This is a genomic window from Synechococcus sp. BIOS-U3-1 (genome assembly GCF_014279975.1).
In the GTDB taxonomy this organism is placed as follows: Bacteria; Cyanobacteriota; Cyanobacteriia; order PCC-6307; family Cyanobiaceae; genus Synechococcus_C.
This window is the reverse complement of the sequence record NZ_CP047936.1, coordinates 2,686,246-2,710,834: the sequence shown is the minus strand read 5'-3', so window position 1 is coordinate 2,710,834 and position 24,589 is coordinate 2,686,246. Positions and strand designations below refer to the sequence as shown.

At 57.3% G+C, this 24,589-nt stretch carries 23 protein-coding genes; 9 read left to right on the top strand and 14 right to left on the bottom strand.

Going from position 1 to position 24,589, the window contains the following annotated elements:
• Window positions 1-290 precede the first annotated feature (290 nt).
• The 3 genes from thrC to SynBIOSU31_RS14575 all read right to left on the bottom strand — a co-directional run bounded on the left by thrC (window position 291) and on the right by SynBIOSU31_RS14575 (window position 3,942).
• Window positions 291-1,349 (bottom strand): threonine synthase, encoded by a 1,059-nt coding sequence (thrC, locus tag SynBIOSU31_RS14585; RefSeq protein WP_186493174.1) that lies wholly within the window; start codon window positions 1,347-1,349, stop codon window positions 291-293.
• Between the two features lie 101 nt (window positions 1,350-1,450).
• On the bottom strand, window positions 1,451-2,038 hold the full coding sequence (locus SynBIOSU31_RS14580) for an alpha/beta hydrolase (protein ID WP_186491177.1): 588 nt from the start codon (window positions 2,036-2,038) through the stop codon (window positions 1,451-1,453).
• 23 nt (window positions 2,039-2,061) lie between these two features.
• The gene (locus SynBIOSU31_RS14575) at window positions 2,062-3,942 is read right to left on the bottom strand and encodes an ABC1 kinase family protein (RefSeq protein ID WP_186493172.1); all 1,881 of its coding nucleotides are present in this window, start codon (window positions 3,940-3,942) and stop codon (window positions 2,062-2,064) included.
• 61 nt (window positions 3,943-4,003) lie between these two features.
• Between SynBIOSU31_RS14575 and recN the strand changes: the two genes are divergently transcribed.
• The 4 genes from recN (at window position 4,004) to SynBIOSU31_RS14555 (ending at window position 12,613) form a co-directional block, all read left to right on the top strand.
• Entirely contained in the window at window positions 4,004-5,692 is a 1,689-nt protein-coding gene (gene recN, locus SynBIOSU31_RS14570) for a DNA repair protein RecN (protein WP_186491176.1), read from the top strand.
• A 48-nt stretch (window positions 5,693-5,740) separates the two neighbouring features.
• Window positions 5,741-8,719, top strand: a complete 2,979-nt coding sequence (uvrA, locus tag SynBIOSU31_RS14565) for an excinuclease ABC subunit UvrA (RefSeq protein WP_186491175.1) — start codon at window positions 5,741-5,743, stop codon at window positions 8,717-8,719.
• Window positions 8,716-10,218: an alpha/beta fold hydrolase gene (locus SynBIOSU31_RS14560; protein WP_186491173.1), complete on the top strand. Its 1,503-nt coding sequence runs from the start codon at window positions 8,716-8,718 to the stop codon at window positions 10,216-10,218. The genes uvrA and SynBIOSU31_RS14560 overlap by 4 nt, the downstream gene beginning before the upstream one ends.
• A 238-nt stretch (window positions 10,219-10,456) precedes the next feature.
• On the top strand, window positions 10,457-12,613 hold the full coding sequence (locus tag SynBIOSU31_RS14555) for an HAD family hydrolase (RefSeq protein WP_186491172.1): 2,157 nt from the start codon (window positions 10,457-10,459) through the stop codon (window positions 12,611-12,613).
• Here SynBIOSU31_RS14555 and purT read toward each other — a convergent pair.
• A complete protein-coding gene (gene purT / locus SynBIOSU31_RS14550; protein ID WP_186491171.1) occupies window positions 12,610-13,779 on the bottom strand; it encodes a formate-dependent phosphoribosylglycinamide formyltransferase in 1,170 nt (389 codons plus the stop codon). The genes SynBIOSU31_RS14555 and purT overlap by 4 nt on opposite strands.
• A gap of 44 nt (window positions 13,780-13,823) precedes the next feature.
• Here purT and SynBIOSU31_RS14545 point away from each other — a divergent pair, with 44 nt between their 5' ends.
• Window positions 13,824-14,003, top strand: a complete 180-nt coding sequence (locus SynBIOSU31_RS14545; RefSeq protein WP_186493170.1) for a cytochrome B6 — start codon at window positions 13,824-13,826, stop codon at window positions 14,001-14,003.
• Between the two features lie 11 nt (window positions 14,004-14,014).
• Here SynBIOSU31_RS14545 and SynBIOSU31_RS14540 read toward each other — a convergent pair whose 3' ends face one another.
• Genes SynBIOSU31_RS14540 through SynBIOSU31_RS14530 form a run of 3 tightly spaced genes read right to left on the bottom strand, consistent with a single transcriptional unit; the run spans window position 14,015 to window position 15,662 of the window.
• Window positions 14,015-14,263, bottom strand: a complete 249-nt coding sequence (locus SynBIOSU31_RS14540) for a hypothetical protein (RefSeq protein ID WP_186491169.1) — start codon at window positions 14,261-14,263, stop codon at window positions 14,015-14,017.
• 11 nt (window positions 14,264-14,274) lie between these two features.
• Complete coding sequence (gene mraY / locus SynBIOSU31_RS14535; protein WP_370593642.1) at window positions 14,275-15,360, bottom strand: phospho-N-acetylmuramoyl-pentapeptide-transferase; 1,086 nt, start codon at window positions 15,358-15,360, stop codon at window positions 14,275-14,277.
• A 17-nt stretch (window positions 15,361-15,377) separates the two neighbouring features.
• A complete protein-coding gene (locus SynBIOSU31_RS14530; protein WP_255477283.1) occupies window positions 15,378-15,662 on the bottom strand; it encodes a DUF3134 domain-containing protein in 285 nt (94 codons plus the stop codon).
• Between the two features lie 43 nt (window positions 15,663-15,705).
• On the opposite strand from SynBIOSU31_RS14530, the gene SynBIOSU31_RS14525 reads away from it, so the two are divergent.
• Complete coding sequence (locus SynBIOSU31_RS14525) at window positions 15,706-15,894, top strand: hypothetical protein (RefSeq protein ID WP_255477282.1); 189 nt, start codon at window positions 15,706-15,708, stop codon at window positions 15,892-15,894.
• A 27-nt stretch (window positions 15,895-15,921) separates the two neighbouring features.
• On the top strand, window positions 15,922-17,127 hold the full coding sequence (locus SynBIOSU31_RS14520) for an argininosuccinate synthase (protein ID WP_186491166.1): 1,206 nt from the start codon (window positions 15,922-15,924) through the stop codon (window positions 17,125-17,127).
• Window positions 17,128-17,150: 23 nt separating this feature from the next.
• Here the strand turns inward: SynBIOSU31_RS14520 and SynBIOSU31_RS14515 are convergent, their stop codons facing one another.
• The 4 genes from SynBIOSU31_RS14515 to SynBIOSU31_RS14500 form a co-directional block, all read right to left on the bottom strand.
• Window positions 17,151-17,528, bottom strand: coding sequence for a hypothetical protein (locus SynBIOSU31_RS14515; protein ID WP_186491164.1), 378 nt, complete (start codon window positions 17,526-17,528; stop codon window positions 17,151-17,153).
• 45 nt (window positions 17,529-17,573) lie between these two features.
• Window positions 17,574-17,942, bottom strand: coding sequence for a 30S ribosomal protein S6 (rpsF, locus tag SynBIOSU31_RS14510; RefSeq protein WP_186491163.1), 369 nt, complete (start codon window positions 17,940-17,942; stop codon window positions 17,574-17,576).
• Window positions 17,943-18,021: 79 nt separating this feature from the next.
• A complete protein-coding gene (locus SynBIOSU31_RS14505; protein ID WP_186491162.1) occupies window positions 18,022-18,486 on the bottom strand; it encodes a Tic20 family protein in 465 nt (154 codons plus the stop codon).
• A 59-nt stretch (window positions 18,487-18,545) separates the two neighbouring features.
• Window positions 18,546-19,466: a shikimate dehydrogenase gene (locus tag SynBIOSU31_RS14500; RefSeq protein ID WP_370593641.1), complete on the bottom strand. Its 921-nt coding sequence runs from the start codon at window positions 19,464-19,466 to the stop codon at window positions 18,546-18,548.
• A 111-nt stretch (window positions 19,467-19,577) separates the two neighbouring features.
• Between SynBIOSU31_RS14500 and dnaK the strand changes: the two genes are divergently transcribed.
• Window positions 19,578-21,494, top strand: a complete 1,917-nt coding sequence (dnaK, locus tag SynBIOSU31_RS14495) for a molecular chaperone DnaK (RefSeq protein ID WP_186491161.1) — start codon at window positions 19,578-19,580, stop codon at window positions 21,492-21,494.
• A gap of 110 nt (window positions 21,495-21,604) precedes the next feature.
• Here dnaK and pstS read toward each other — a convergent pair whose 3' ends face one another.
• The 3 genes from pstS to psbQ form a co-directional block, all read right to left on the bottom strand.
• Window positions 21,605-22,600: a phosphate ABC transporter substrate-binding protein PstS gene (pstS, locus tag SynBIOSU31_RS14490; RefSeq protein WP_186491159.1), complete on the bottom strand. Its 996-nt coding sequence runs from the start codon at window positions 22,598-22,600 to the stop codon at window positions 21,605-21,607.
• A 72-nt stretch (window positions 22,601-22,672) separates the two neighbouring features.
• Window positions 22,673-23,758, bottom strand: a complete 1,086-nt coding sequence (locus tag SynBIOSU31_RS14485; protein WP_255477461.1) for an NAD(P)/FAD-dependent oxidoreductase — start codon at window positions 23,756-23,758, stop codon at window positions 22,673-22,675.
• Between the two features lie 17 nt (window positions 23,759-23,775).
• Entirely contained in the window at window positions 23,776-24,234 is a 459-nt protein-coding gene (gene psbQ / locus SynBIOSU31_RS14480) for a photosystem II protein PsbQ (protein ID WP_186491158.1), read from the bottom strand.
• A 77-nt stretch (window positions 24,235-24,311) separates the two neighbouring features.
• Here psbQ and SynBIOSU31_RS14475 point away from each other — a divergent pair, with 77 nt between their 5' ends.
• Window positions 24,312-24,572, top strand: coding sequence for a sulfiredoxin (locus SynBIOSU31_RS14475; RefSeq protein ID WP_186491157.1), 261 nt, complete (start codon window positions 24,312-24,314; stop codon window positions 24,570-24,572).
• Window positions 24,573-24,589: the final 17 nt, after the last annotated feature.

Sequence of the window (24,589 nt, the reverse complement as noted above, 5' to 3'; positions counted from 1 at the left end):
AGCCCCTTTCTCGTCAATGCTTTTCTGATCACACAGGGCTGGGGAATCTTGATTCGCCAATGAGGAGAAACCTGCGTTTCTCACAGAATCAACAGCCTGGGGAAATCTGAAGGGTCACGCGCGAGTGCTTTTGGGGCTGGATTTCCACAGCTTTCAGGCATGGTTTTCTGCGGTCTTCCTCAGGCAGTTCGTCATTTGGTTGTTCGTTCTCTTGCGTTTGTTGACATCAAAAAACCCCTTTCAGGAAGGGGCTCTATCGAGGTTGAGACCATGTGCTGCTGACTGCTGACTCAGAACCCCATCACTTTGGCCACTGTGCCCAGATCGGGGTTCAGATCGGTATGGAAGGCAGCATCATTGTTGTTGATCGCGCAATCGGGATCCTTCAGTCCGTTGCCTGTGAGGACACAGACAACCGTGGCTCCGGAAGGGACTTCGTCTTTGCGTTTGAGCAGACCAGCCACTGAAGCAGCGCTGGCTGGTTCGCAGAACACGCCCTCCTGTCCTCCCAGCAGCTTGTAGGCCTGAATGATTTCCTCATCTGTGACATCCAGGAAGGCGCCGTTGCTGGCGGCTCGTGCGGCAATGGCTTTCTCCCTGTTCACAGGATTGCCGATGCGGATGGCCGTTGCGATCGTTTCTGGATCGGTCACGGTGGTCTCGTTGACCAACGGAGCTGATCCACTGGCCTGGAAGCCCATCATCCTGGGGAGCGTGCGGCTTCGCCCTGCCTGGTGATACTCCTGGAAACCCATCCAGTAGGCGGTGATGTTGCCGGCGTTGCCCATGGGGATGCACAACCAGTCAGGGGCATCACCAAGGGCATCGATCAATTCAAATGCGGCTGTTTTCTGGCCTTGGAGGCGATAAGGGTTCACCGAATTCACCAGGGTGATCGGGTATTGATCCGACACTTCACGCACGATGTCGAGTGCTTTGTCGAAGTTGCCGCGAATGGCGAGAACCTCGGCGCCGTAAACCAGTGCCTGAGCCAGCTTCCCTTGGGCGACATATCCGTCGGGGATCAGCACGAAGGCTCGCATCCCTGCGCGTCTTGCGTAGGCCGCGGCAGCCGCTGAAGTGTTGCCCGTGCTGGCACAGATCACGGCTTCACATCCAGCTTCCTTGGCCTTGCTGATCGCCATGGTCATGCCCCGGTCCTTAAACGAACCAGTTGGGTTCAATCCGTCGTATTTCACGTAAACCTTCACCCCCTTTCCGATCCGTTCAGCGATCGAAGGCACAGGGATCAATGGTGTAGCGCCTTCCCTCAAGGTCACCACCGGAGTGGAGTTGCTCACTGGTAACCAGGTTCTGTAAGCCTCAATCAGCCCTGGCCAGTCCTGCATGACGGGAGCCGGGGAGAAGCGGCGACGGAAGCTGTTGAGCAGTGACACCTGCGCAGGGCAATGATCTTCAGGAATCTATGTGGCAGACACTGCGGCCGGATTCAGTTGCTGCCGTCCTTCAGACCGTCCAGGGGGGAATCTGAGAAGAATTGCACCAAGCCCGCGATGGATTCTGCTTTTTCGATCACGGCAATCAGTGCTGGGATATTCACTTCCATCACGTCCGATGGATAGGCCTCGAGAAATTTGATGGCCGTCAAGCCGCCTTCACCGATCTGAAGCCCGTTGATGACACCAGCGCGGATGGCTGGAACACTCACCGAGGGAGCAGGCACTCTCAGCGGATAGATGATCCGAGCCACCCTGGTCAGAATCACGTCTCCAATCCTTGTGGACATCAGCCTGCTGGTTAGCACCAGTGGCAGATTCAGTTCCTGATTGAGCAGTTTCGCTACGTCCTCAGGATCCTGACGGCTCAACTTCAGGAGGTCGACCAGTAATCCACGCGCTTCACCTGTTTCGGCTAAGTAGGCCAGATCCGCAACACTGATTGAACGGATAAACGCACCACTTACGAGGGCAACATCCTTGGCTGCGTGAGCGGGTTGGAAACAACTCAGCAGGCCCAGAGCCATCGCCGAGCCTGTTGCCAGAGCGTGCCTGCGAAGGCGTGATCGTCGTGCAGACATGGGCTGATCAAGTTGGCCGGAATCTAGGGGGAGACTCCTGCTGCTGCTTTGACCAGTCGGACAACTCCTCGTTCGGCTAAGCCCTGGGCAAGTTCAACGCCCATGCGACGGGCGTCGGGTTCACGCATCAATCTCGGCAAGCGGCTGAACAGCAGATCTGGACTGAAGCCGGGTAGCTGCTGGAGGACTTGGATGAGTTGACGGACCGGTTCGAGATCCATGTAAAAGTCCTGATCCAACTCGGCTCCTGACGCCATGAGGCGAGAAGGTTGCAACTGACGTGGCAGACGTCGTCCGATGCGTTGCAGGGTCATCCATCCAAGCGAATCGATGCGATCTGCTGCGGTTTCAACCAGCTGTTGGCGCAGCATGCCCCCATGGGTTGACAGAAGGAAATCCAGAACCTGATCAAGCAATGCATCCAGGTCCAGTTGGTCTTGACTGGCTGCACTGGCCACTAAATTTTCCAGCCGGGTCCAGCTGAAGATATCGCCGTCAAACAACATCTCTTTCAGGCTTTGACGGAGTTGTGGGTCCGGATCCTCCATCAGCCGGCGAGCGAAATAGGGATAGGCAGCGCCGAGAATCTTGAAGTCGTAATCCACGCTCAGAGCAATTCCCTCAAGGGTGACCAGTGAGCGGATGATTAAGGCGTAGTAAGGCGGGACTCTGAACGGGAACTTGTACATCACGCCGGACAGATCATCAGTGACCGCTTTGAAATCCATGCGACTGACACCTGCTTCCAACGCTTGACTGAAAACGGTTTCGAACGCCGGAACAATCGGCTCCAGATTCACGTCTTCAGCAAGGAATCCGAGGTTGACGAAATCCTTGGACAATTTGCCGAAATTGCGATTCACCAGGTGAACCACGGCTTGGATCAATCCGGTGCGTGATTCTCGCGAGACTTCGCTCATCATGCCGAAATCCAGGTAGCAGAGCCGTCCATCAGAGAGGGCTAGCAAATTGCCTGGGTGTGGATCGGCATGAAAGAAGCCGTGCTCAAGCAGCTGTTGCAGGCTGCAGTTCACGCCCACGGACACCATCTCATTGGGATCAATACCCATCTCTCTCACCGCCTCAAGGTTGGTGAGCTTGACGCCGTCGATCCATTCCATCGTTAGCACCCTTCGACTAGTGGCTTCTCGATAGATCAGCGGAACGGCGATACGGGGATTGTGCTGATGCAGCTCGCTGAATTTTTCCGCGTTCGAAGCTTCATTCAAATAATCCATCTCTTCGAACACCCGACTGCCCAGTTCATCAATGAGGGCAACAAGATCGCTGCGAATCAGGCCGATATTGCTGTTGAGCCAGGCGGCAATATTGCGCACGATGTAGAGATCCAGCGTGATCTGTTCGCGCAGACCCGGCCTTTGCACTTTCACGGCGACGCGTTGACCGTCGTGCAATGTTCCGCGATGCACCTGGCCGAGAGAGGCCGCTGAGATTGGTTCGCGTTCTAGTTCCGCGTAGATGCTGTCGACGGGAGCTCCCAGGTCTTCCTCAATACAAGCCATGGCCAGAGCGCTGTCGAACCCTGGAAGCTGGTCCTGCAGCTGGGCAAGTTCCTCCAGTAGTACCGGAGGCACGATGTCTGGCCGTGTGGAGAGAGCCTGGCCGGCTTTGATGAAGGCTGGTCCGAGCTCCACCAGCAGTTCAGCGCATTCCCGAGCTCTGCGTCGGGCTCGCTCTTGATTCTTGAGCAGCTGGAAGATCCAGTCGAAACCGATGCCGATCAACAGCATTCCAATCGGCACCAACGTCTGCCACAGACGCCGCAGTAGACGTTGGGGATGACCCGCATAAATACGAGTGATGGCTGCCGGGTCATACGTGAGCAGACCGGCGGCTTCGATGAAATCTCCGAGCTCTTGAGGGGCCACTGGCCTTAATGCCATCTCCACCCCTTCTAAACGAGCTGAGCCGCCGCTACGGTCAGCTCCAACACCGGGGTCTGTCGTGCTAACCGGTCTGCGACTCGAAAACATCGCTTTAATCGACAGCCTTGATCTGGCGTTTGATCAGGGCTTTTCCGTGCTGACTGGCGAGACGGGCGCAGGAAAGTCGATCCTGCTTGATGCTCTCGATGCCGTGCTGGGAGGTTTGCAGACAGGTGCAGGCGGGCGCCTGTTGCGTTCCGGCTGTGACCGTGGCGTCATTGAGGCCAGTTTTCGTCCTGGTGCCGCCGCAAGCCGCTGGTTGCTTGAGCAGGAGATCACCGAAGGAGAGGAGGACTTAGTGGTGAGCCGCGAATGGCGGCGCCAGGAGGAACGTCTCAGCAGTCGCTCAAGGCTGAACGGTGTGATGGTCAATCGTCAGCAGTTGTTGGTGCTGCGTCCCCTGCTGATTGATCTCACCGTTCAGGGTCAGACCCAGCAGCTCGCACGTCCGGGCCAGCAGAAACGCTGGCTTGACCAGCTCGGCGGAGCTTCGCTTGACGCCGAGCTCACTCAGGTCCGTCGTCATTGGAGCGACTGGCTTCGTTGTCACTCCGAGCTTGAGCGGGCTGAAAACGATCGGTTGCGGCTGGATCAACAACGTGAGGAGTTGGATCTGCTGCTGGCTGAACTCGACCGAGCTGAGCTTGATGACCCTGAGGAAATCGATCAGATCGAACGGGAACAGGACCGTCTTGTTCATGGTGTGCGCCTGCAGGAGGGTCTGGGTCTGTTGATCGGGCGTCTTCAGGACGGTGCTGATCAGGCACCCTCAACCCTTGATCATCTGCTGGCCTGCAGCCATGAGTTACAGCAGATGCAGAGCCTCGACCCATCGCTGACGTCTCTGAGCGAGCGATGTCTGGATCTTGAATCAGGTGTTCAGGATCTGATCCGGGAACTGGAGGGTTACGGAGCTTCTCTGGACAGTGATCCCCATCGTTTGGCTGTGCTTCAGGACCGTCTGGCCGAGCTCAAGAGCCTGGAACGCCGCCATGGTCAGGATCTGATCAATCTGATCAAGCGTCGCGATGAGCTGCGTGACCGTCAGCAATCCGGTGGTGTTGAGGCATTGCTTGAGCAATTGCGCAGCCAGGAGCTGATGGCTTGCGAGATCCGTGATCGCAGCAATGCTTCTCTGCGTTCACAGCGACTGGCCGTGGCGGCGGAGCTGCAAGAGCGGTTGATGGCTCTTCTCAGGCCCATGGGATTGGCCAATGTGCGTTTCGAGGTCGCCGTTGAGCCATCCGAACCTGGAGAGAGCGGTGCTGATGCTGTGTGCTTCCTGTTCTCAGCCAATCCAGGTCAGCCCATGGCACCGCTCGCTGAAGTGGCTTCCGGGGGTGAGATGTCACGTTTTCTGCTGGCTCTCAAAACCTGTCTTGCCGAGGTGGATGGATCCAGCACCCTGCTGTTCGATGAAATCGATACTGGAGTGAGTGGCCGTGTCAGTGGTGCCATGGCCGATCTGCTTCGCATGTTGTCGAGCCATCGTCAGGTGTTCTGTGTCACCCATCAGCCGCTCGTGGCTGCTGCGGCTGATCATCATTTCCGCGTTAGCAAAGATGTTTGCGATGGGGTCACTCATTCGCGAGTGTCCCAGCTGCGGGACACTCAGGAGCGTCAGCGTGAGCTAGCTGAACTGGCAGGCGGTGATTGCCACGAAGCTGAGGCTTATGCAGCCAGCCTTCTGGATCAGAAAGCAGCATGAGCGTGATCTGATCTCAGTAGACTCGTCAGCTATTGAGATCCAGTCCGTATGGGGCGAACCGCTCCCAAATCAAAGGCTTCATCTCCGGCAGAGCCGGTGAGGCTTACCACTGGATCTGAAGAGGATGTGATCCGCGTTCGTGGTGCTCGTCAGCACAATCTCAAGAACGTTGATATCACCATCCCTCGCAACAAGATGGTGGTGTTTACCGGGGTGAGCGGCAGCGGTAAAAGCTCCCTGGCTTTCGACACGATTTTTGCTGAGGGTCAGCGTCGCTACGTCGAGAGCCTTTCCGCTTACGCACGTCAGTTTCTAGGTCAGGTCGACAAGCCAGATGTTGATGCCATCGAGGGGCTTTCACCGGCGATCTCAATCGATCAGAAATCCACCAGTCACAACCCACGTTCGACCGTCGGAACCGTTACGGAGATTCAGGATTATCTGCGTTTGTTGTTCGGTCGAGCCGGTGATCCGCATTGTCCGAAGTGCGATCGTCCGATCCGGCCGCAGACCATTGATGAAATGGTCGATCAGATCCTCACCTTGCCTGAATCCACGCGGTATCAGCTACTCGCTCCGGTTGTGCGTGGCAAGAAGGGCACCCACGCCAAATTGATCAGCGGGCTGGCCGCCGAAGGGTTCGCTCGGGTGCGGATCGATGGAGAAGTGCGTGAACTGGCGGACAACATTGAGCTCGACAAAAACCAAAGCCACCACATCGAAGTGGTGGTGGACAGGCTTGTTGCTCGAGAGGGAATTCAGGAACGGCTCACCGACTCCCTGCGCACGTCTCTGAAACGCGGAGATGGTTTGGCCATCGTTGAAGTGGTTCCCAAAAAGGATGAGCAACTTCCTGAAGGAGTCGACCAAGAGCGTTTGTTCTCAGAGAATTTCGCCTGCCCCGAGCACGGGGCGATCATGGAGGAGCTCTCACCAAGACTGTTTTCTTTCAACAGTCCTTATGGAGCTTGCGAGGCCTGCCACGGTATCGGCCACCTGCGCAAGTTCACACCTGAGCGAGTGGTTCCAGATCCTTCGCTGCCGGTTTACGCCGCAGTCGCTCCCTGGGCTGAGAAAGACAACTCCTATTACTTCTCGCTGCTTTATTCCGTTGGGGAGGCCTTTGGCTTCGAAATCAAGACTCCCTGGAAGGACCTGTCTGAAGAGCAGCAAGATGTTCTGCTCAACGGCAGTCGTGAACCGATCCTGATTCAGGCTGATAGCCGCTATCGCAAGGGAAACGCCGGATATCAGCGTCCCTTTGAGGGGATTTTGCCGATTCTTGAACGTCAGCTGCGTGATGCCAGTGGCGAAGCCCAGCGTCAGAAGCTGGAGAAATTTCTGGAACTGGTTCCCTGTTCCAGTTGTGCTGGCAAACGACTGCGCCCCGAGGCATTGGCTGTGCGCATGGGCTGCTTCCGAATCACAGATCTCACCGCTGTGAGCGTTGGGCAAACCCTTGAACGGATTGAGCAGTTGATGGGCGAGGGTGCCTTTGAGGGCAGTGAACCACTGCTCACGAATCGTCAGATGCAGATCGGAGACCTCGTGCTGCGCGAGATCCGCATGCGATTGCGTTTTCTGCTGGATGTCGGTCTGGACTATCTGAGCCTCGATCGCCCGGCGATGACGCTGTCTGGTGGAGAAGCGCAGAGGATCCGTCTGGCCACGCAAATCGGAGCAGGTCTCACCGGAGTGCTCTACGTGCTTGATGAACCGAGCATCGGTTTGCACCAACGGGACAATGACCGCCTGCTGGCCACCCTCGAAAGGCTGCGTGATTTAGGAAACACTCTCGTTGTGGTTGAACACGATGAGGACACGATCCGCGCAGCTGATCATCTCGTGGACATTGGTCCCGGAGCTGGGGTGCATGGTGGTCACATCGTGGCTGAGGGCTCCCTCCAAGATCTGCTCGATGCTGATCAATCGATTACTGGTGCCTATCTGAGTGGACAGCTCAGCATTCCCACTCCTCCGGAACGTCGCTCGGCAGGGGCTCGCAGCCTCAAGCTGCTCAATTGCAATCGCAACAATCTCAAAGACCTGAGCGTGGAGTTTCCGCTCGGACGTCTTGTTTCCATTACTGGAGTGAGCGGCAGTGGCAAGAGCACCCTGGTGAATGAGTTGCTTCACCCCGCGCTGGAGCATGGCCTCGGGCACAAAGTGCCTTTCCCCAACGGTCTCGGCGAGATGCGTGGCCTCAAGTCGATCGACAAAGTGATCGTGATCGACCAGTCACCGATCGGTAGGACTCCCCGTTCCAACCCCGCCACCTACACCGGTGCGTTCGATCCGATCCGTCAGGTGTTTGCAGCCACGGTTGAAGCGAAGGCCCGCGGCTACCAGGTGGGTCAATTCAGTTTCAACGTCAAGGGCGGTCGCTGCGAAGCCTGTCGAGGACAGGGGGTCAACGTGATCGAAATGAACTTCCTGCCTGATGTCTATGTGCAGTGCGATGTCTGCAAGGGCGCCCGATTCAATCGAGAGACTCTTCAGGTCACTTACAAGGGGCACACGATCGCCGACGTTCTGGAGATGACCGTTGAGCAGGCTGCCGAGGTGTTTTCCGCCATTCCACAGGCAGCGGACCGACTTTGGACCCTGGTGGATGTGGGTCTCGGTTACGTGAAGCTGGGTCAGCCGGCACCCACGCTTTCCGGCGGTGAAGCCCAACGGGTGAAGTTGGCCACTGAACTGTCCCGCAGGGCCACCGGCAAGACGCTCTATCTCATTGATGAGCCCACCACTGGCCTGAGTTTCTATGACGTCCACAAGCTGATGGATGTGATGCAGCGTCTTGTGGATAAGGGCAATTCGATCATCTGCATCGAGCACAACCTCGACGTGATCCGTTGTTCTGACTGGTTGATTGATCTTGGTCCAGAGGGTGGTGATCGTGGTGGAGAGTTGGTGGCCTGTGGAACGCCGGAAGAGGTGGCACAGCACCCAACCAGTCACACCGGTCGTTACCTAGCAAGGGTTCTGGAGCAGCATCCACCTCAGACTGTTCCTCTGGCGGCATGAGCTCCTCCCCCTGTTTCCGCTTCAGTGGCTTGGTTGCAGCCCTGGCTTCGCTGTTGGTCGCTCAACCGGTCGCAGCTGTCGAGCGCCTCACTTTCACCTTGCCTTTGCTGGATGAGAGCATCAGCCTGGATTTGAGTCAGGCCTCCAATGCGCGGGAGTTGATCGAGTCCAATCGAGATCTTCAGGAGCTGGATTTGGCAGGCGATGGATCAGTACAGAAGCTGATCGAATCTCTGCTCACGGCCCCTCTCCCTGAAGCAACCAGCAGCATTATTCGCCAATCCCTTGGACACCCTCTGTTTGAGCAGCTGCTTCTCGCTGCTTCCAAATTGGTTGAGGTCAAGGGTCTTCCGGCTGATACCAGCGGGCGAATGGTGTCGGAAGCTTTGGCCGCGGCTTATCGGGATGATGAGCCCCATCTACTGGGATTCCTGCGACATGTTCCTGGAGATGAGCTCTCGATCAATCTCCAGGAGCTTGCTTTTTACGCCAAGAGACTCAGAAGCAATCAGGACGATGCAAGGGCGCTGATGCAGAAGGGCACCGCGGCCACGCCTGTTTCCTCAACGATCGTCGCGGCTGCGGCATCTGGCTGGAGCCGTCGACAACGCTCCGTTGCAGTGAACCATCGTCCGCAGCCTTTGCAGGTCACGGTGATCTCCCCGACTGGAATGTCAAATGGTCGATTGGTGGTGATTTCCCATGGGCTCTGGGATGCGCCCTCCAGTTTCGAAGGCTGGGCCTATCTGCTTGCTGCTCATGGTTATTCCGTATTGCTTCCACGTCACCCAGGTAGTGATTCCAAGCAGCAGGAGTCACTGCTGAAAGGCCAACAGCCACCGCCGGCATCCGAGGAACTGCGCTTGCGTCCAATGGATGTCACTGCCGTGATTGATGCGGTCGAGACTGGCAGCCTGCTCTCTGGTGCCGCTGTTCAAACCGATTCAGTGGCGGTTGTGGGTCATTCCTGGGGTGCCACTGCGGCTCTCCAGTTGGGTGGTCTTCAGACCACGAGCCGGAAGCTGAGTTCCCGTTGTCAGGATGCTCGTGATCCAGACCGCAACCTCAGCTGGGTTTTGCAGTGCAGCTGGCTCAAAGGTGCCGATCAGGGATCATTGGCCGACATGAGAGTACGGACTGCGGTTGTGGTGAGTCCGCCTCTACGACTGCTGTTTGACGAAGCCAGTGGCCCGTCGATGCATGCGAAGGTGCTGTTGGTGAGCGGGACCCACGATTGGGTTGTTCCATCGGATCCTGAAGCGGTTGTTCCGCTGCGCAATGGTCAGCCTCTGGCCAATGGTCACCGCCTTGTGCTGGCCTCAGGTGGAGATCACTTCAATCTTTGGGCTCCGGTGGGTGCTGAAGAACCCCCGGTTTTGGGCCCCCTGATCCTTGCCTGGATCAATGACCAGTTGGGAATCAACGATTCGCTGAGCTTCAGGGGCGGTGGTTGGGGCCATCAACGCGTGCCTTTACTGGATGTGACCGGTCAATTATGAAAATTCTTTACGCCATGTCGCTGTTGTAAACAAGCCTTATTTGTCTGCATTTCTACACTCAAAACAATTGCAAGCGATAGTGCTGGACGGCCTTAAACCGTCTTGAAAGCAAGCGATCTCGGCATGCTTTTGCCTTACTCCCTTTCAGTTATCAGATTGTTTTCATCTTTTCGAAGTTCTTTATCACCTAATCCTTGATCGGACACCAGGACCTGTTCCTGAACGTGTTGGAGGTCCTGTGGGACTGAAGCTGCTGCATCTTCATCTCCACGGCTTATTTCGCTCGCAGGATTTGGAGCTTGGCCGTGATGCAGACACCGGAGGTCAGACCCTCTACGTCTTGGAATTGGCCCGTAGCCTGGCCAATCGCGCCGAGGTGTCTCAGGTCGAGGTCGTCACGCGGCTGATTCACGATCGGCGTGTGTCCCTCGACTATTCCAAACCTCTCGAGCCGATTGCACCTGGTGCATCGATCCGTCGATTCAGTTTTGGACCTCGCCGTTATTTGCGTAAGGAACAGCTCTGGCCGCATCTGGATGAATTGGCCGATCAGCTGGTTCGTCATCTCCGAGTCAGTGACAATCGACCCGACTGGATTCATGCCCATTACGCCGATGCCGGATATGTAGGGGCTCTGGTCAGTCGACGTCTAGGAATTCCCCTTGCTTACACAGGCCATTCCCTAGGACGTGAGAAATTGCGCCGTTTGCTTGCGGCCGGTGGAGAGCATGAACAGATCGAGCAGAGTTATTCGATCAGTCGGCGCATCGATGCCGAAGAGCTGGCTCTTGCCCATGCCGATCTGGTCATCACCAGCACGCGACAGGAGCGTGATGAGCAATACGCCCGTTATGGATGCTTCAACCCTGACCATGCGGCGGTTGTACCACCGGGTGTCGACAGCCGGCGTTTCCATCCTCACGGCAACGCGGAAGAATTCACTGAGGTCTCAGAGCTACTGAGTTCTTTTCTGAGGGAGCCTGAACGTCCACCTCTGCTGGCTATCTGCCGTGCGGATCGGCGCAAAAACATTCCTGCCCTCGTTGAAGCTTTCGGTCGATCTGCGGTCCTGCGGCAGCGCCACAACTTGGTGCTCGTGCTTGGCAATCGTGATGATTCCCGCCAGATGGATCGTCAGCAGCGGGAGGTTTTTCAACAGATCTTTGATCTGGTGGACCGTTATGACCTCTACGGCTCCGTTGCCTATCCCAAGCACCATCGTCGTGATCAGGTTCCGGCCATCTATCGCTGGGCCGCGGCTCAACGCGGTTTGTTCGTGAATCCAGCTCTCACAGAGCCTTTCGGTCTCACGCTTCTGGAGGCTGCGGCGTCGGGTTTGCCGATGGTTGCCACGGATGACGGTGGTCCGAGAGAAATACTGAGTCGTTGCGATAACGGGCTTGTCGTTGACGTGACTGACCGGGAATCGCTCCAGGATGGAATGGAGCGTGCCGGTGCTGATCGCGATCGTTGGCGGCGCTGGAGTGACAACGGCGTGGAGGCTGTCAGCCGTCACTACAGCTGGGATGCACATGTGTGCGGTTACCTGGCACTGATGCAAGACCGTCTCAAGCGCTCGAGCACAGTGACTGTGTCGTCGCAGCTGTTGGCGACACCATCGGCGCTGAGTCCTTTCGGCTCTCGTCTGCTGCTGCTGGATCTCGACAGCAGTCTTGATCAGCCCGATCTCAAGGATTTGCAGAGTCTGCGGCAACAACTGATGGCACCATCTGCCCAAGCGGCCCAGACAAGCTTCGGCATCATTACTGGTCGGCCTCTCGGTGTGGCCCGGCAGCGTTTTGCTGAGCTTCATCTGCCTGACCCGCAGGTCTGGATCACACAGGCGGGCACTCAGATTCACTATGGGGATGAGGAGCAGGCGGATCGTTTCTGGCAGTCTCAAATCAGCGTTGACTGGCAACGCGAGTGTGTGGAGCAGACCCTTTCCGATCTTGGCGATCACATCAAACTGCAGAAACCTGAGCACCAGGGTCAGTTCAAGGTCAGCTACCTGCTGGAGCAACCGGGCCCTTCCGTGTTGCCGTTGATTCGCCAGCGTTTGCGTCAGAGCGGCCTGCCTGCAAGGCCCCAATTGCGCTGTCACTGGTTCCTTGACGTGCTTCCCATGCGGGCCTCACGCAGCGAGGCGATTCGCTTCCTTTCGTTGCGTTGGGGTTTGCCTCTGGAGCACATTCTTGTGGTGGCCAGTCAGCAGGGGGATGCGGAGCTGGTCCAAGGTCTGCCAGCGGCTGTGGTGACTGCCGATCATGACCCCTGTCTTGATGGCTGCCGCCATCAGCAGCGGGTTTATTTCGCTAATCGGTCACGCTTGATGGGCGTGCTGGAGGGTCTCCAGCACTACCGCTTTCTCAACGCACGGTCCCGACTGGATTAGGCCTCGATCTGAAGCGTCACAGCAGCAGCGCTGCGGTCGGCCTTGGCTTGAGCATCAGTCGCTTGGTTGCCGCATGCCAGAGCCACACCCATGCGCCGACCGGGCCGGGCCTCCGCTTTCCCAAACAACAACACTTTCGTGTCAGGTTCGCTCAGGGCTGATTCCAGTCCGCTGAAGCTCACCTGGCTGCCATGGCGATCCGCGAGGATCACTCTGCTGGCAGCCGCAGCGGCACAGCGGATCGTGGGAATCGGTAAACCAAGCACAGCTCTCAGATGCAGTTCGAATTCACTGAGGTTCTGGCTGATCAGAGTGACGAGACCTGTGTCATGGGGACGAGGCGACAGCTCTGAAAAAATCACCTCCTCGCCGCAGAGAAAGAACTCCACTCCGAACAGACCAGTTCCTCCCAGGTTGTCTGTCACTGTGCGGGCCATGGTCTGGGCTCGTTGCAACTGCTCTTCGCTCAATTGGGCAGGCTGCCAGCTGCATTGATAGTCACCGTTGGCCTGTTGATGTCCGATCGGTGGACAGAACAGAGTGGATCCGCCGCGTTGGCGGATTGTGAGCAGTGTGATTTCCTGATCAAAGTGCAGGAACTCTTCCACGATCACCTGGCTGGAGGTGCCACGCGCGTTGGTGATTGCCGCCTCCCAGGCCTGATCAAGTTCCTCAGCGCTGTTCACAACGCTCTGTCCCTTCCCGGAGGAGCTCATCACAGGCTTTACAACCACCGGGAACCCCAACGGTGCCGCAGCGTTGTGCAGTGCTTCGGCACTGGTGGCGTAGGCGAAACGAGCAGTGCGCAGCCCAAGCTCAGTTGCTGCCAGGTCGCGGATGCGATCACGGTTCATCGTCACGGCAGTGGCGCGGGCTGTGGGAATCACGGTGATGCCTTCTGCTTCCAGTTCGGCCAGTGCGTTCACGGCGAGAGCTTCTATTTCTGGAATCACCACGCTTGGCCTATGGCGGCGCACCACCTCCAGCAGTGCCTCAGGCTCGGTCATCGGTAGGACCTCCGCGAGATCTGCCACCTGCATGGCTGGTGCACCGGCATAGCGATCGCAGGCGATCACCCTGCAGCCCAGGCGCTGGGCGGCAATGGCCACCTCTTTACCCAGTTCACCACTGCCCAACAGCATCACAGTGGCGGGAAACGTCGTCATGGCCTTTTTCAGGGCAGCATGGATTGATCCTCGCTCCACGCCTGATGCTCTTACCCCTGAGCTTCGCTCCCGTCGCATTCACGACGGCGGGAGATGCCGCTGATGGGCTGATTTTTGGCTGGGAGATCGCCACAGTCCAGAAATGGGCCCTGATCTATCTGGGCGCATCGCTGCTGGCGTTTGTCATTGTTTGGTTGGTTGGAGCTTTGCGCACCAGGGTCTGAGTGCAATCAGTTCAGGGTTCGAGGTCGTGCATCAGGGTCAGTTGGCGCTCTGCTGGCTCCTCGTTCACAAATCCCCACGACTGGAAGATGTCGGCATCCGTGTGGGTGATGTGTTGTGCGCCATTGCGTTGTTCAAGCACGAAGCCTCTGTCGGCCATGCGGCGCATCAGGCTTGCGGCCTCCTCGAATCGGGAGGCCATTGCCTCAAGGCTGGCGCAGTCGGCAGTGAGACCTGCTTCTTTCCAGGTGAAATAACTCATTGTTAGCCGGCTCAGGTGGGGCGGAGAACGATACCAAGAATGACCAGACCTGCTGTTGCAAGCCAAAACATCGGCACCACGATCTGCTCGGTTGTCCCACCCAGTTCGAAATGGTGATGGAGCGGTGCCATGCGCAACACCCGGCGCCCTACTCCGTCAGGCCCCTTGGTCGCTTTGAACACCCACACCTGGATGATCACTGACAGCGATTCAGCCAGGAAGACGCCACCCATCACCAGCAGCGGCCAGAGGCTGTTGGATAGCAACGCCACTGCACTGAGTGACGCACCCATCGCCAGGGACCCCGTATCTCCCATAAACACCCTTGCCGGGTTGCGGTTGTGAATGAGAAAGCCGAGCCAGCAACCGGCCATCGCCATGCAGAACCCTGCCATCGCAGGGTCACCCTCGTTGCCGCGCAGCATCAACTGCAATCCCAGACCTGTGAACACCAGGGCTCCACAGCCCGAGGCGAGTCCGTCGAGTCCATCGGTGAGGTTGGTGGCGTTGCTTTCCGCAAGGAAAACGAACAAACCCAGTGGCCAGATCAGCCAGCCAAAAGGAATCACCATCCCGAGGGGCATGTTCACCGCGTCAGGGATCCATCCCTGCCAGGCTGACCAACTCAGAAACAGCATGGCTGCAGCACTCTGCAGCAGAATTTTGCCTCTGGGTTTCAGGCCTGTGTTGGTGCGTTTGGTCAGGCTGCTCCAGTCATCGATGCCACCGATCACCATGTAGGCCAGCGTGACCAGACCAACAGACAACAACTGAGCAGCGCTGCGTCCTCCCCAGCTGATCAGGCATCCCGCAATCACTCCGACGGGGACGACTAGAAGGCCACCCATCGTCGGTGTGCCGGATTTACTTTGATGAGCTTCCGGACCCTCGGTTCGGATCACTTGACCCATCTTGAGTGATCGCAGTCGCGGTGTTCCCCACCAGGTCACGAGGGCAGAGATCAGAGTGGCCGTGAGCAGTGGCAGGCTCAGCAGGCTGTTGGGGATCCAGCGGTCTGATGCGAAGGTCGCCGCTACCACCACCGTGATCAACACAGCAGCGGGACCACGTCCATCGCGACGGGTGGATCGCTCCACAGAAGACGACACCTAAGTCAGTCTTCCCAGTTTTCCTCGTTCTCTTCGTCAGCTTTGTAATCCTCTTTTTCGCCCATCAGCGCGGAGAGTTCCTCCTCTTCCACCGTGCTCACCTCGGGTGAACTGGACTCCTCGTCCTCCACCAAGCGACCGCTGGTTTCAAGCCAGCTCAGCAGATCGGGCTCCTCGCGTAGCGGGAGCACCGGTGCAGGCTCCTTGCGTCCGTAGCGGGTCAGGGCCGGGTTGACGTTGTCGAGGGCGCTCAAGTCGGTGAGAGCTGAGGACAAGATCTTCAGAGCCAATCCTCCATCATAGAAGACCGCGCATTTCTAGTTCTTGAAAAAAGTGGCGATTCTCGCTTCCGTCTGGGGAATCTCTCTACTGATCAGTGCGCTTGTGCGGTTCTGGGGACATCAGCATCCACAACCTTTGCAGCCCAGTTTCATTCCTGTATTGGCTCTGTTGTTTGTGCCTTCAGGGCTAATGGCCGGATGGTTGCTGTGGTCGTCCCGTGGGAGTGGAGAATCGGAATAGTTCCGATACAGATCAGGAGTCCGCTTGATGGGACGCGCCAAGAAGGTTGTGCTCGCGTATTCCGGAGGTGTGGACACCAGTGTCTGCATTCCCTACCTCAAGCAGGAGTGGGGAGTCGACGAGGTGATCACTTTCGCTGCAGACCTCGGACAGGGCGATGAGCTCGAGCCGATTCGTCTTAAGGCTCTGGACGCTGGTGCAAGTCAGTCTCTTGTTGGTGACCTGATTCAACCCTTCATCGAGGAGTTCGCTTTTCCAGCGATCCGGGCCAACGCTTTGTATGAAGGCCGGTATCCACTGTCTACTGCGCTTGCGCGTCCGCTGATTGCCAGACGCCTTGTGGAGGTAGCGAGGGAGGTTGGCGCCGATGCCGTGGCTCATGGGTGCACCGGCAAGGGAAATGATCAGGTGCGCTTTGACGTGGCGATCGCTGCCTTGGCTCCTGATCTGAAGGTGCTCACACCTGCCCGTGAATGGGGAATGAGCCGTGAGCAGACCATTGCCTACGGTGAGCGTTGCGGGATCCCCGCTCCAGTAAGCAAGAAGTCTCCCTATTCAATCGACCTCAACCTGCTGGGCCGCAGCGTCGAGGCGGGTCCGCTTGAGGATCCGATGGTTGCGCCTCCTGAGGAAGTGTTTGCCATGAGCGTCTCCGTGGACGCGGCTCCGTCTCAGCATCAGGAGATTGAAATTGGCTTCGAAGCGGGCAATCCTGTCAGCATTGATGGCGTGCGACTGGCTCCGGTCGAGCTGATCCGAGAAGCCAACCGTCTGGCTGGAATGCACGGCATCGGCAGGCTCGACATGATCGAAAACCGGGTGGTTGGCATCAAAAGCCGTGAGATCTACGAAACCCCTGGTTTGCTCCTGTTGATTCAGGCCCATCAGGAACTGGAGAGCCTCACATTGGCTGCCGATGTGCTCCGCACCAAACGTCAGCTGGAGATGCAGTGGGCGGATCTGGTGTATCAGGGCCTCTGGTTTGGTCCTCTCAAGGAAGCTCTGGATGGATTCATGGATCGCACCCAGACCCACGTGAACGGCACGGTCCGTCTTCGTCTGCACAAGGGCAATGCCATTGTCACGGGGCGCGGGTCTAGCGACAGCAGCCTCTACGTTCCAGAGTTGGCCTCTTATGGCAGCGATGATCAATTTGATCACCGCGCAGCAGAGGGGTTCATCTACATCTGGGGGTTGCCGATCCGGCTCTGGTCTGCAGCCCGACGTCGTTAGCGGTCAGGAAGTCGTTGATTGAATCAGGCGGCGTTCCGAGCGGATCGCCCTTGATGGCTTTGCTTTCTGTTCCGCCAGCGTTCGAGGAAGGGAATGGGGATATCGGTCAGCGGTTCTGAAGGCTCCTCAATCAGGGGCAAAGCAGGTTCACCGAGCATTTGCTGGGCTCTCGCCAGGAGGCGATAACGCTCCATAAGGGGTTCAAGGCGTTGCTGAAACTTGCGCTCAAACAGCTCTGGAAGCTCACTCAGGAGTGATTCATAGCTCTCAACTGTCTGCTCGAGTTCGTCGATGCGCGCTCGCAGAGCATTGTTTTCAAGCGTCACGTTTGCCTGAATCCCTTCTGACGACGGGTTCCAGACAGGCAATGGCGCCTGATGGTTGGGTTCTTGAACCTGCATGACCGAACGCTATCGCCCGGTCATCAGTTGAACAATGCCCTTGTTTCAGGCGGGAGCTTCGGCTGTTTCAGGCTGTGCTGCGGGCTCACTGCCAGGAGCCACGCGGGGAGCAGGGAGAGGACCGTCCTGCTTGACGGTGAGATAGCGGATGACGTCTTCGCTGAGGCGCATTGCTTTCTCAAGAACAGCAACTTGCTGACCATCACCGTTGTGACTCAGCTGAACGTAGATCCCTTCTTTGTGCTTCGCGATCGGATAAGCCAGGGGGCGCTTGCCGCGCATCTGGTTGTCCAGAACATCAGCACCGGTTTCCACAAGGATGTCGCGGTATTTGGTGAGGTGAGACTCGACCTCCTCTTCCGGAATATCCGGACGAAGGATGTACATGGTCTCGTAATAAGGCTGCTGGGTCATGGAGACAGATCCGACAGGGACTGAAGGCTCACTACGTGAGCGACGGATTCAACAGCCTATCTCCTTGGCGTTGACAGACTCAGTAGAGCTGCATGCGTACAGCCTGGCTCAATCCAGGCAAATCAGGCTCTCTGCCACGGATGCACTCGATCAAAGCGAAGACCACCACGGCCAGCGCTGCCACCACCACCGTGCTCGAAAGAGTGCGCAGCATCAAGCCACTGCTGAGGGGCTGCAAGAGGATGGCAAAGGCGTAGCCGATCAGCACCACGATGATGTCCACGAGCAGGGCCTGGAGCGTGTTGAATCGCAGGAAGTACGGCACGTTCGGATTGCGCACCACTGCCAGGAACAGTACGAAGAACACCAGCAGATTTCCGAAAGGAATGCCCCGTTCGAGCAGTACGAGAGGAAGTGCAGGCAGCGTGAGCCATTGCATCCAGGGGAACTGACCCATTAGGTGGCTTCCGAAAGGAATTGCATCGCTCCAAGGCAGCACGTACACCAGCAGACCCAGGAACCGTTGCCAGACGGGAATAGCCATCGCAGCCTCGATAGTCGCTCGAGCGTAGAGCGTGTGATTCAGTCCGTGGATTGTCCGGGTTAAGCCTGATGTGCACCCAGGCTTCGAAGAGCACCTTCCCGCATCTGATCAACCGGGACATCCTCTCGGCCTGACCATCGACGCAGCGCTGCAGCTCCTTGCTCAACCAGCATTTCCAGGCCATCAATGGTGCGGCATCCGTGCTGTTGACCCAGTTCAAGCCAAGGTGTTGGTCGCGGCGTGTAGATCAGGTCATAGAGGGTTACGGATGAATCGATACTTTTTGTCCAGAGGTCACTGCTGAGCGGCATTGCCTTGTCATCCCCGTGCCCCTGCATTCCCACAGGAGTGGTGTTCACCACGAGCTTCGATCGTTTCAAGACCCTGCTGAGCGGTTCAGGATCGAGGCTCATGGAGATCAGCGGCACGCTGTCGTTGCACTGGTCTGCACGCAGGTCTTTCAGGAAGGTATCCAGCGCATCTGGGCGTCTCCCGGCGACATGAATTGCGGTCAGCGGAAGTTGCTGCAGCCCAGCCACCACGGCGCGGGCGCTGCCACCGCAGCCCATTACCACGGCCTCTGCACCCTGCCACTGCTCCAACTGCGTCTGCAGCGGCGCAAGAAAACCCTCCATATCGGTGTTGTGGCCATGCCAGCCTCCTTCTTTGAGGGGAGTGAGCGTGTTGACGGCACCCAGTCGTCTGGCAAGGGGGCTTAGCTCTTGGCAGAGACCTACCACCTGCTGTTTGTGCGGAATCGTCACGCTCAGGCCGCGGCAACCTACGCCCTGCAGTCCATCGAGCGCCGCCTTCAGATTTTCAGCGTCACAGGGAAATGCCATGTAGCGCCAATTAAGCGCCATTGCCTTCAGTGCGGCGTTGTGCATCGCCGGTGACAAGGAGTGGCTCACGGGTTGACCAAGCAAGCCGATCAATTCAGTGGTTCCGCTGATCATTCGGGGAAGCGCGATCCTCTTCACCAGCCTGCTGCGTCATCGGTCTGTTCGGGAACCACACCTCGCCTGGAGGCATTGCCTCTGCCGAAGATGCAAGGGATTTAATCAGTCACTACGCGAAGCAAGGAGACAAGGATGGGCAAGGTTGTCGGCATCGATCTCGGAACCACCAACAGTTGTGTGTCGGTGATGGAGGGCGGCAAGCCCACCGTGATCGCCAATGCCGAGGGCTTCCGCACCACGCCGTCCGTGGTGGCCTACACCAAGAATCAAGATCAATTGGTGGGTCAGATTGCCAAGCGCCAGGCGGTCATGAATCCTGACAACACCTTTTATTCCGTGAAGCGATTCATCGGCCGTCGGGTCGATGAAGTGAACGAAGAGTCGAAGGAAGTGAGCTACACGGTTGAAAAAGCCGGCTCCAACGTGAAGGTGAAGTGTCCGGTTCTCGAAAAGCAGTTCGCCCCTGAGGAAGTTTCCGCCCAGGTGCTGCGCAAGTTGGCAGAGGATGCCGGCAAGTACCTCGGCGAGTCTGTGACCCAGGCGGTGATCACCGTTCCCGCCTATTTCAACGACTCCCAGCGTCAAGCCACCAAGGACGCTGGCAAAATTGCTGGTCTCGAGGTGCTGCGCATCATTAACGAGCCGACTGCGGCTGCACTCGCCTACGGCCTCGACAAGAAGAGCAATGAGCGAATTCTGGTTTTCGACTTAGGCGGCGGCACTTTCGACGTCTCCGTTCTGGAGGTGGGTGATGGTGTGTTCGAGGTGCTCTCCACCTCGGGTGACACCCATCTCGGTGGCGATGACTTTGACAAGGTGATCGTCGATCACTTGGCCGACACCTTCAAGTCCAATGAAGGCATCGATCTGCGTCAGGACAAGCAGGCGCTTCAGCGCCTCACCGAAGCTGCTGAAAAAGCCAAAATTGAACTCTCCAGCGCCACTCAGAGCGAGATCAATCTGCCGTTCATCACGGCTACCCCTGAAGGTCCTAAGCATCTCGATCTCACCCTCACACGGGGCAAGTTTGAGGAGCTGGCCTCCAAGCTGATTGATCGTTGTCGCATTCCTGTTGAGCAATCGCTCAAGGACGCCAAGTTGTCCTCCGGCGAGCTCGACGAGATCGTGATGGTGGGTGGTTCAACCCGGATTCCAGCCGTACTTGAGCTGGTCAAGCGCGTTACCGGTAAAGATCCCAATCAGACCGTGAATCCCGATGAGGTGGTTGCAGTGGGTGCTGCCATTCAGGGCGGCGTCCTTGCCGGTGAAGTCAAAGACATCCTTTTGTTGGATGTCACTCCCCTCTCTCTGGGCGTGGAGACTCTCGGCGGTGTGATGACCAAGATGATCACCCGCAATACAACGGTTCCAACCAAGAAGTCTGAGACCTACTCCACTGCTGTGGACGGCCAGACCAACGTGGAAATTCACGTGCTCCAGGGCGAGCGCGAGATGGCTTCCGACAACAAGAGTCTGGGAACCTTCCGTCTTGATGGCATTCCCGCTGCTCCCCGTGGCGTGCCTCAGATTGAAGTGACTTTCGACATCGATGCCAACGGCATTCTCAGCGTCACTGCTAAGGACAAGGGCAGCGGCAAGGAGCAATCCATCTCCATCACCGGAGCCTCCACCCTCAGCGACTCCGAGGTGGAGACCATGGTCAAGGATGCCGAATCCAACGCCAGCGCCGATAAGGAAAAGCGTGAGCGGATCGATCTGAAGAATCAGGCTGAAACCCTCATTTACCAGGCAGAGAAACAGGTCGAGGAGCTGGGAGACAAGGTTGATGCAGATGCCAAGGCCAAGGTCCAGGAGAAGCGCACCAAGCTCAAAGAGGCCACTGAGAAGGAGGATTACGACGCGATGAAGACTTTGCTGGAAGAACTGCAGCAGGAGCTCTACACCGTTGGCGCATCTGTTTATCAGCAGGCTGGTGCTGAAGCCGGTGCAGCTCCAGGAGGCGACTCAGGCGCGAATCCTGGAGGTGGATCTGGATCTGGTGAGTCTGGAGATGATGTGATCGATGCTGAATTCACTGAATCCAAGTGATCAATTAAGGCAAACCATTCTTGATTTGTCTCCTTTTTATCTTTCCCCGTCTGGTCACAGACGGGGTTTTTTATTGCACAAAAAAGGAAGCATTCGTTCCCTGCGATCGCTCAGTTGATGGAATCTGCAGCAGCTTTGGCTTTGTTCACCACTTCAGGAGGTAGGGAGATGTAGCCCAGTTCAGGAGCTTGCGATTGTGCTTCCTCTGAAAGCATGTAGTTGAAAGTCTTCTTCAACATTGCCGTTTTGTCGTCGTTGCCTGTCTTGTAGGCCAGCACCCAGGTGAAGGTGACGATCGGATAGCCCCCTTTTGGATTGGGATTACTGCCGATCAAATCGGGACCCAGGACAATGGAACCCAGAGCTTCGCTTGCAGTGGCATTGGTGGGCTTGACTTTCTTGCCGCTGGCGTTTTCTACAGCCGCCGCCTTAAGGGCTCCTTGGATGTAAGCCAGCTCGACGTAACCGATTCCACCATTGATTTGAGTGAGTTGGGCGGCCACACCTTCATTGCCTTTGGCTCCCACTCCAGTGGGCCATTGAACGGATTTGGCAACACCAACTTCTGTTTTCCACCGGGGGCTGATGGCTGCCAGATGTTTGGTGAAGTTGAAGGTGGTGCCGGAGCCATCGGAACGGTGAACCACGTTGATCTCTTTGTCAGCACAACCCAGTTCGCTGTAGTTCGTGATCTGCCCGAGAAAAATGCCTGCCAGTTGTTTCTGCGTGAGTGACAGCTCGCAGTCGGCGTTGTTGTAAGCCACGGCGATCGCACCAGCGGTCATCGGAATCTGCACCACTCCGCGGCTCACTTTGGAGATGGCTTCGGGCTTCATCGGTTTGTCTGATGCACCGAAATCGACTGTTTCTGCTGTGAATTGCCGGACTCCGGCACCTGAGCCAATCGACTGATAATTGACGTAGACACCTTGCTGTGACAGTCCCTGAAACCACCGCTGGTAGATCGCCGCAGGAAAGGAAGCGCCAGCTGCAGAAAGGTTTCTCTGGGCTTGGTTACCGTCGCCGCTTGAGCAAGCAGACAGGGTCAGTCCTGCGGTCATGCTGGCGACAGCAGTGAGTGCCCATGCGTTGAGAGAGCGAGCCATGATCTCGAGGATGAAAATGGAAGAGCTGAATTGATGCCTGTCGGAACTTATGTCAGGCCGTTGCCTCTTCATTTAAGAGCTGGTAATCATTGCTTTATTAATGTGTTGGCCAACCCACTCAGCGGTTGCCGGGGTTAGCAACACGCCGTTGCGGTAGTGCCCTGATGCCAGCAGAAGTCCAGGTTCGAGCTCTTCCAGCAGTGGAGCAGGTCTTTCTCGTGGTCGTGCACGCAAGCCATGCCACTGGCCGAGTAAACAGGAGTCTTCAAGCCATGCCGGGGCTAGGCCGTTCAACCGTCTCATGGTCTCTGTGGCTGCGGAATCCGCTTTCACCCCTGGCTCCAACGTGGCTCCGATCCACAGCCGGTCTTGTCCATGGGGAATCAGATTGATGCCGCCGCAGGTGAGAACTGCTGGCCATCCTGACCATTGCTTGGCTTGCTTGTTGAGCTGAAGCTCAAGCACCTGTCCGAGTACGGCATCCATGGGGCGCTGATGCCCAAGGCGCTGCAGCAGTTTGGTGCTGCCTAATGCGGAGCAGATCACCACCAGATCGACGTCTTCGTTCCGTCCGTCCGCGTTGATGAGCTGCCAATGGTGCCGATGTGAGCTGCTTCGCCGCTGCAGTTCCACAACGTCTGTCGCTCGAAGCTCGACGTTGTGTTGAACCAGGCTCCTCCTCAGCGCCTGCAACAGTTTCAGAGGATCGATCCGGCCATCATTTTCGGACAGCATTGCCCCATGACCAGCCTGGGGCCAAACAGGATCAGCCTGCTCAAGGCTGTCGTCGTCGATGAAATGCAGTCCTGAATTGGGTTTCGTTGACGTGAGCTGTTGCATGCGCAGAGCTTCTTCGGCACTGCCTGCGAGTTGGATTAGCGGAGTCTCCAGATGCAGAGGTGACTCTGGATGATTCAGTTGCTCAACCCACGACGGCCACAGCGTCATGCTGCGTTGGCGCAGTCTCCAGGCCCGGCCGCTCGAACGCCGAAAGGCATGGCCCATGAGAACACCAAGCGAAGCAGTGCTGCCATTGAGATCACGATCAGCCGGCTTGTCCGGGATCGGCTGAGCCAGCAGAGGGTCGGCGATCAAAACACTGTGCCCTTGCTCGGCAAGTTGCCAAGCTGTGCCGGTGCCGGTCACTCCAGCACCGATGACGGCAATGGAGGCGATCAGCTCAGAGCCTGCTCTGGGATGACTGCGGCGTAATTCGCGAAGTCAGCCTCAAGGTCGTCGTAAAACTTCTGAAGTTTGTCGCTGTCCTGCAGACGAGCGGCTTCATCGAGATCAGCCATGGCGTCCTTCAGGGATTTCGCCAATTTGTTGGCTTCTGCTCGGTCCTGGGGAAGCAGGCGTTGATTGATGTAAAGCATTTCGCGGCCCACTTCCTGCATGGGGCCATGGATCAGGTTGCGAGTGAAGGTCCAGTCGCGTTCATCAACGAGCTTGGCAAGTTCAGGCAGCCGATCCTTGGCAGCAGTGAACCCTTCCGCCTGGCGGCGGATGACAGCCATATCCTCAGGACTGATGGTGGCAGGATTGGCATTGGCGCTGCCGTCACAAGCGGCGAGGCCGAAACAGAGGACGAGGCAGAGGCAAAGGGCGGCCACGCGGCGCAGGGCGCTCAGCATCGGAGTTCACATGTGTGCAAGCGACTTTAACCGCCACCTAAATTCCGCTGATCAAACGTCGTTACAGGAGTGCGCTCATGAGGGTGGACACGGTGGCTTTGGCATCCGTCCGTCGACCTCTGCAGCGATTTCTTGACGAAGACAAGGTGGAATCCCTGATGGCTTCGATACGCCAGGAGGGATTGCACGAACCGATCGATCTGCTGGAGGTGGATGGTCAGCTCTGGGGGTTTAACGGCTGTCACAGGGTTGCAGCTCACGAACGCCTCGGATTGCCAACCATTCGTGCTCGGATCCGAAAGGCCACCACCAGAGATCTGAACCTGCATCTTCGTTGAGACGTAGGGAACCATCC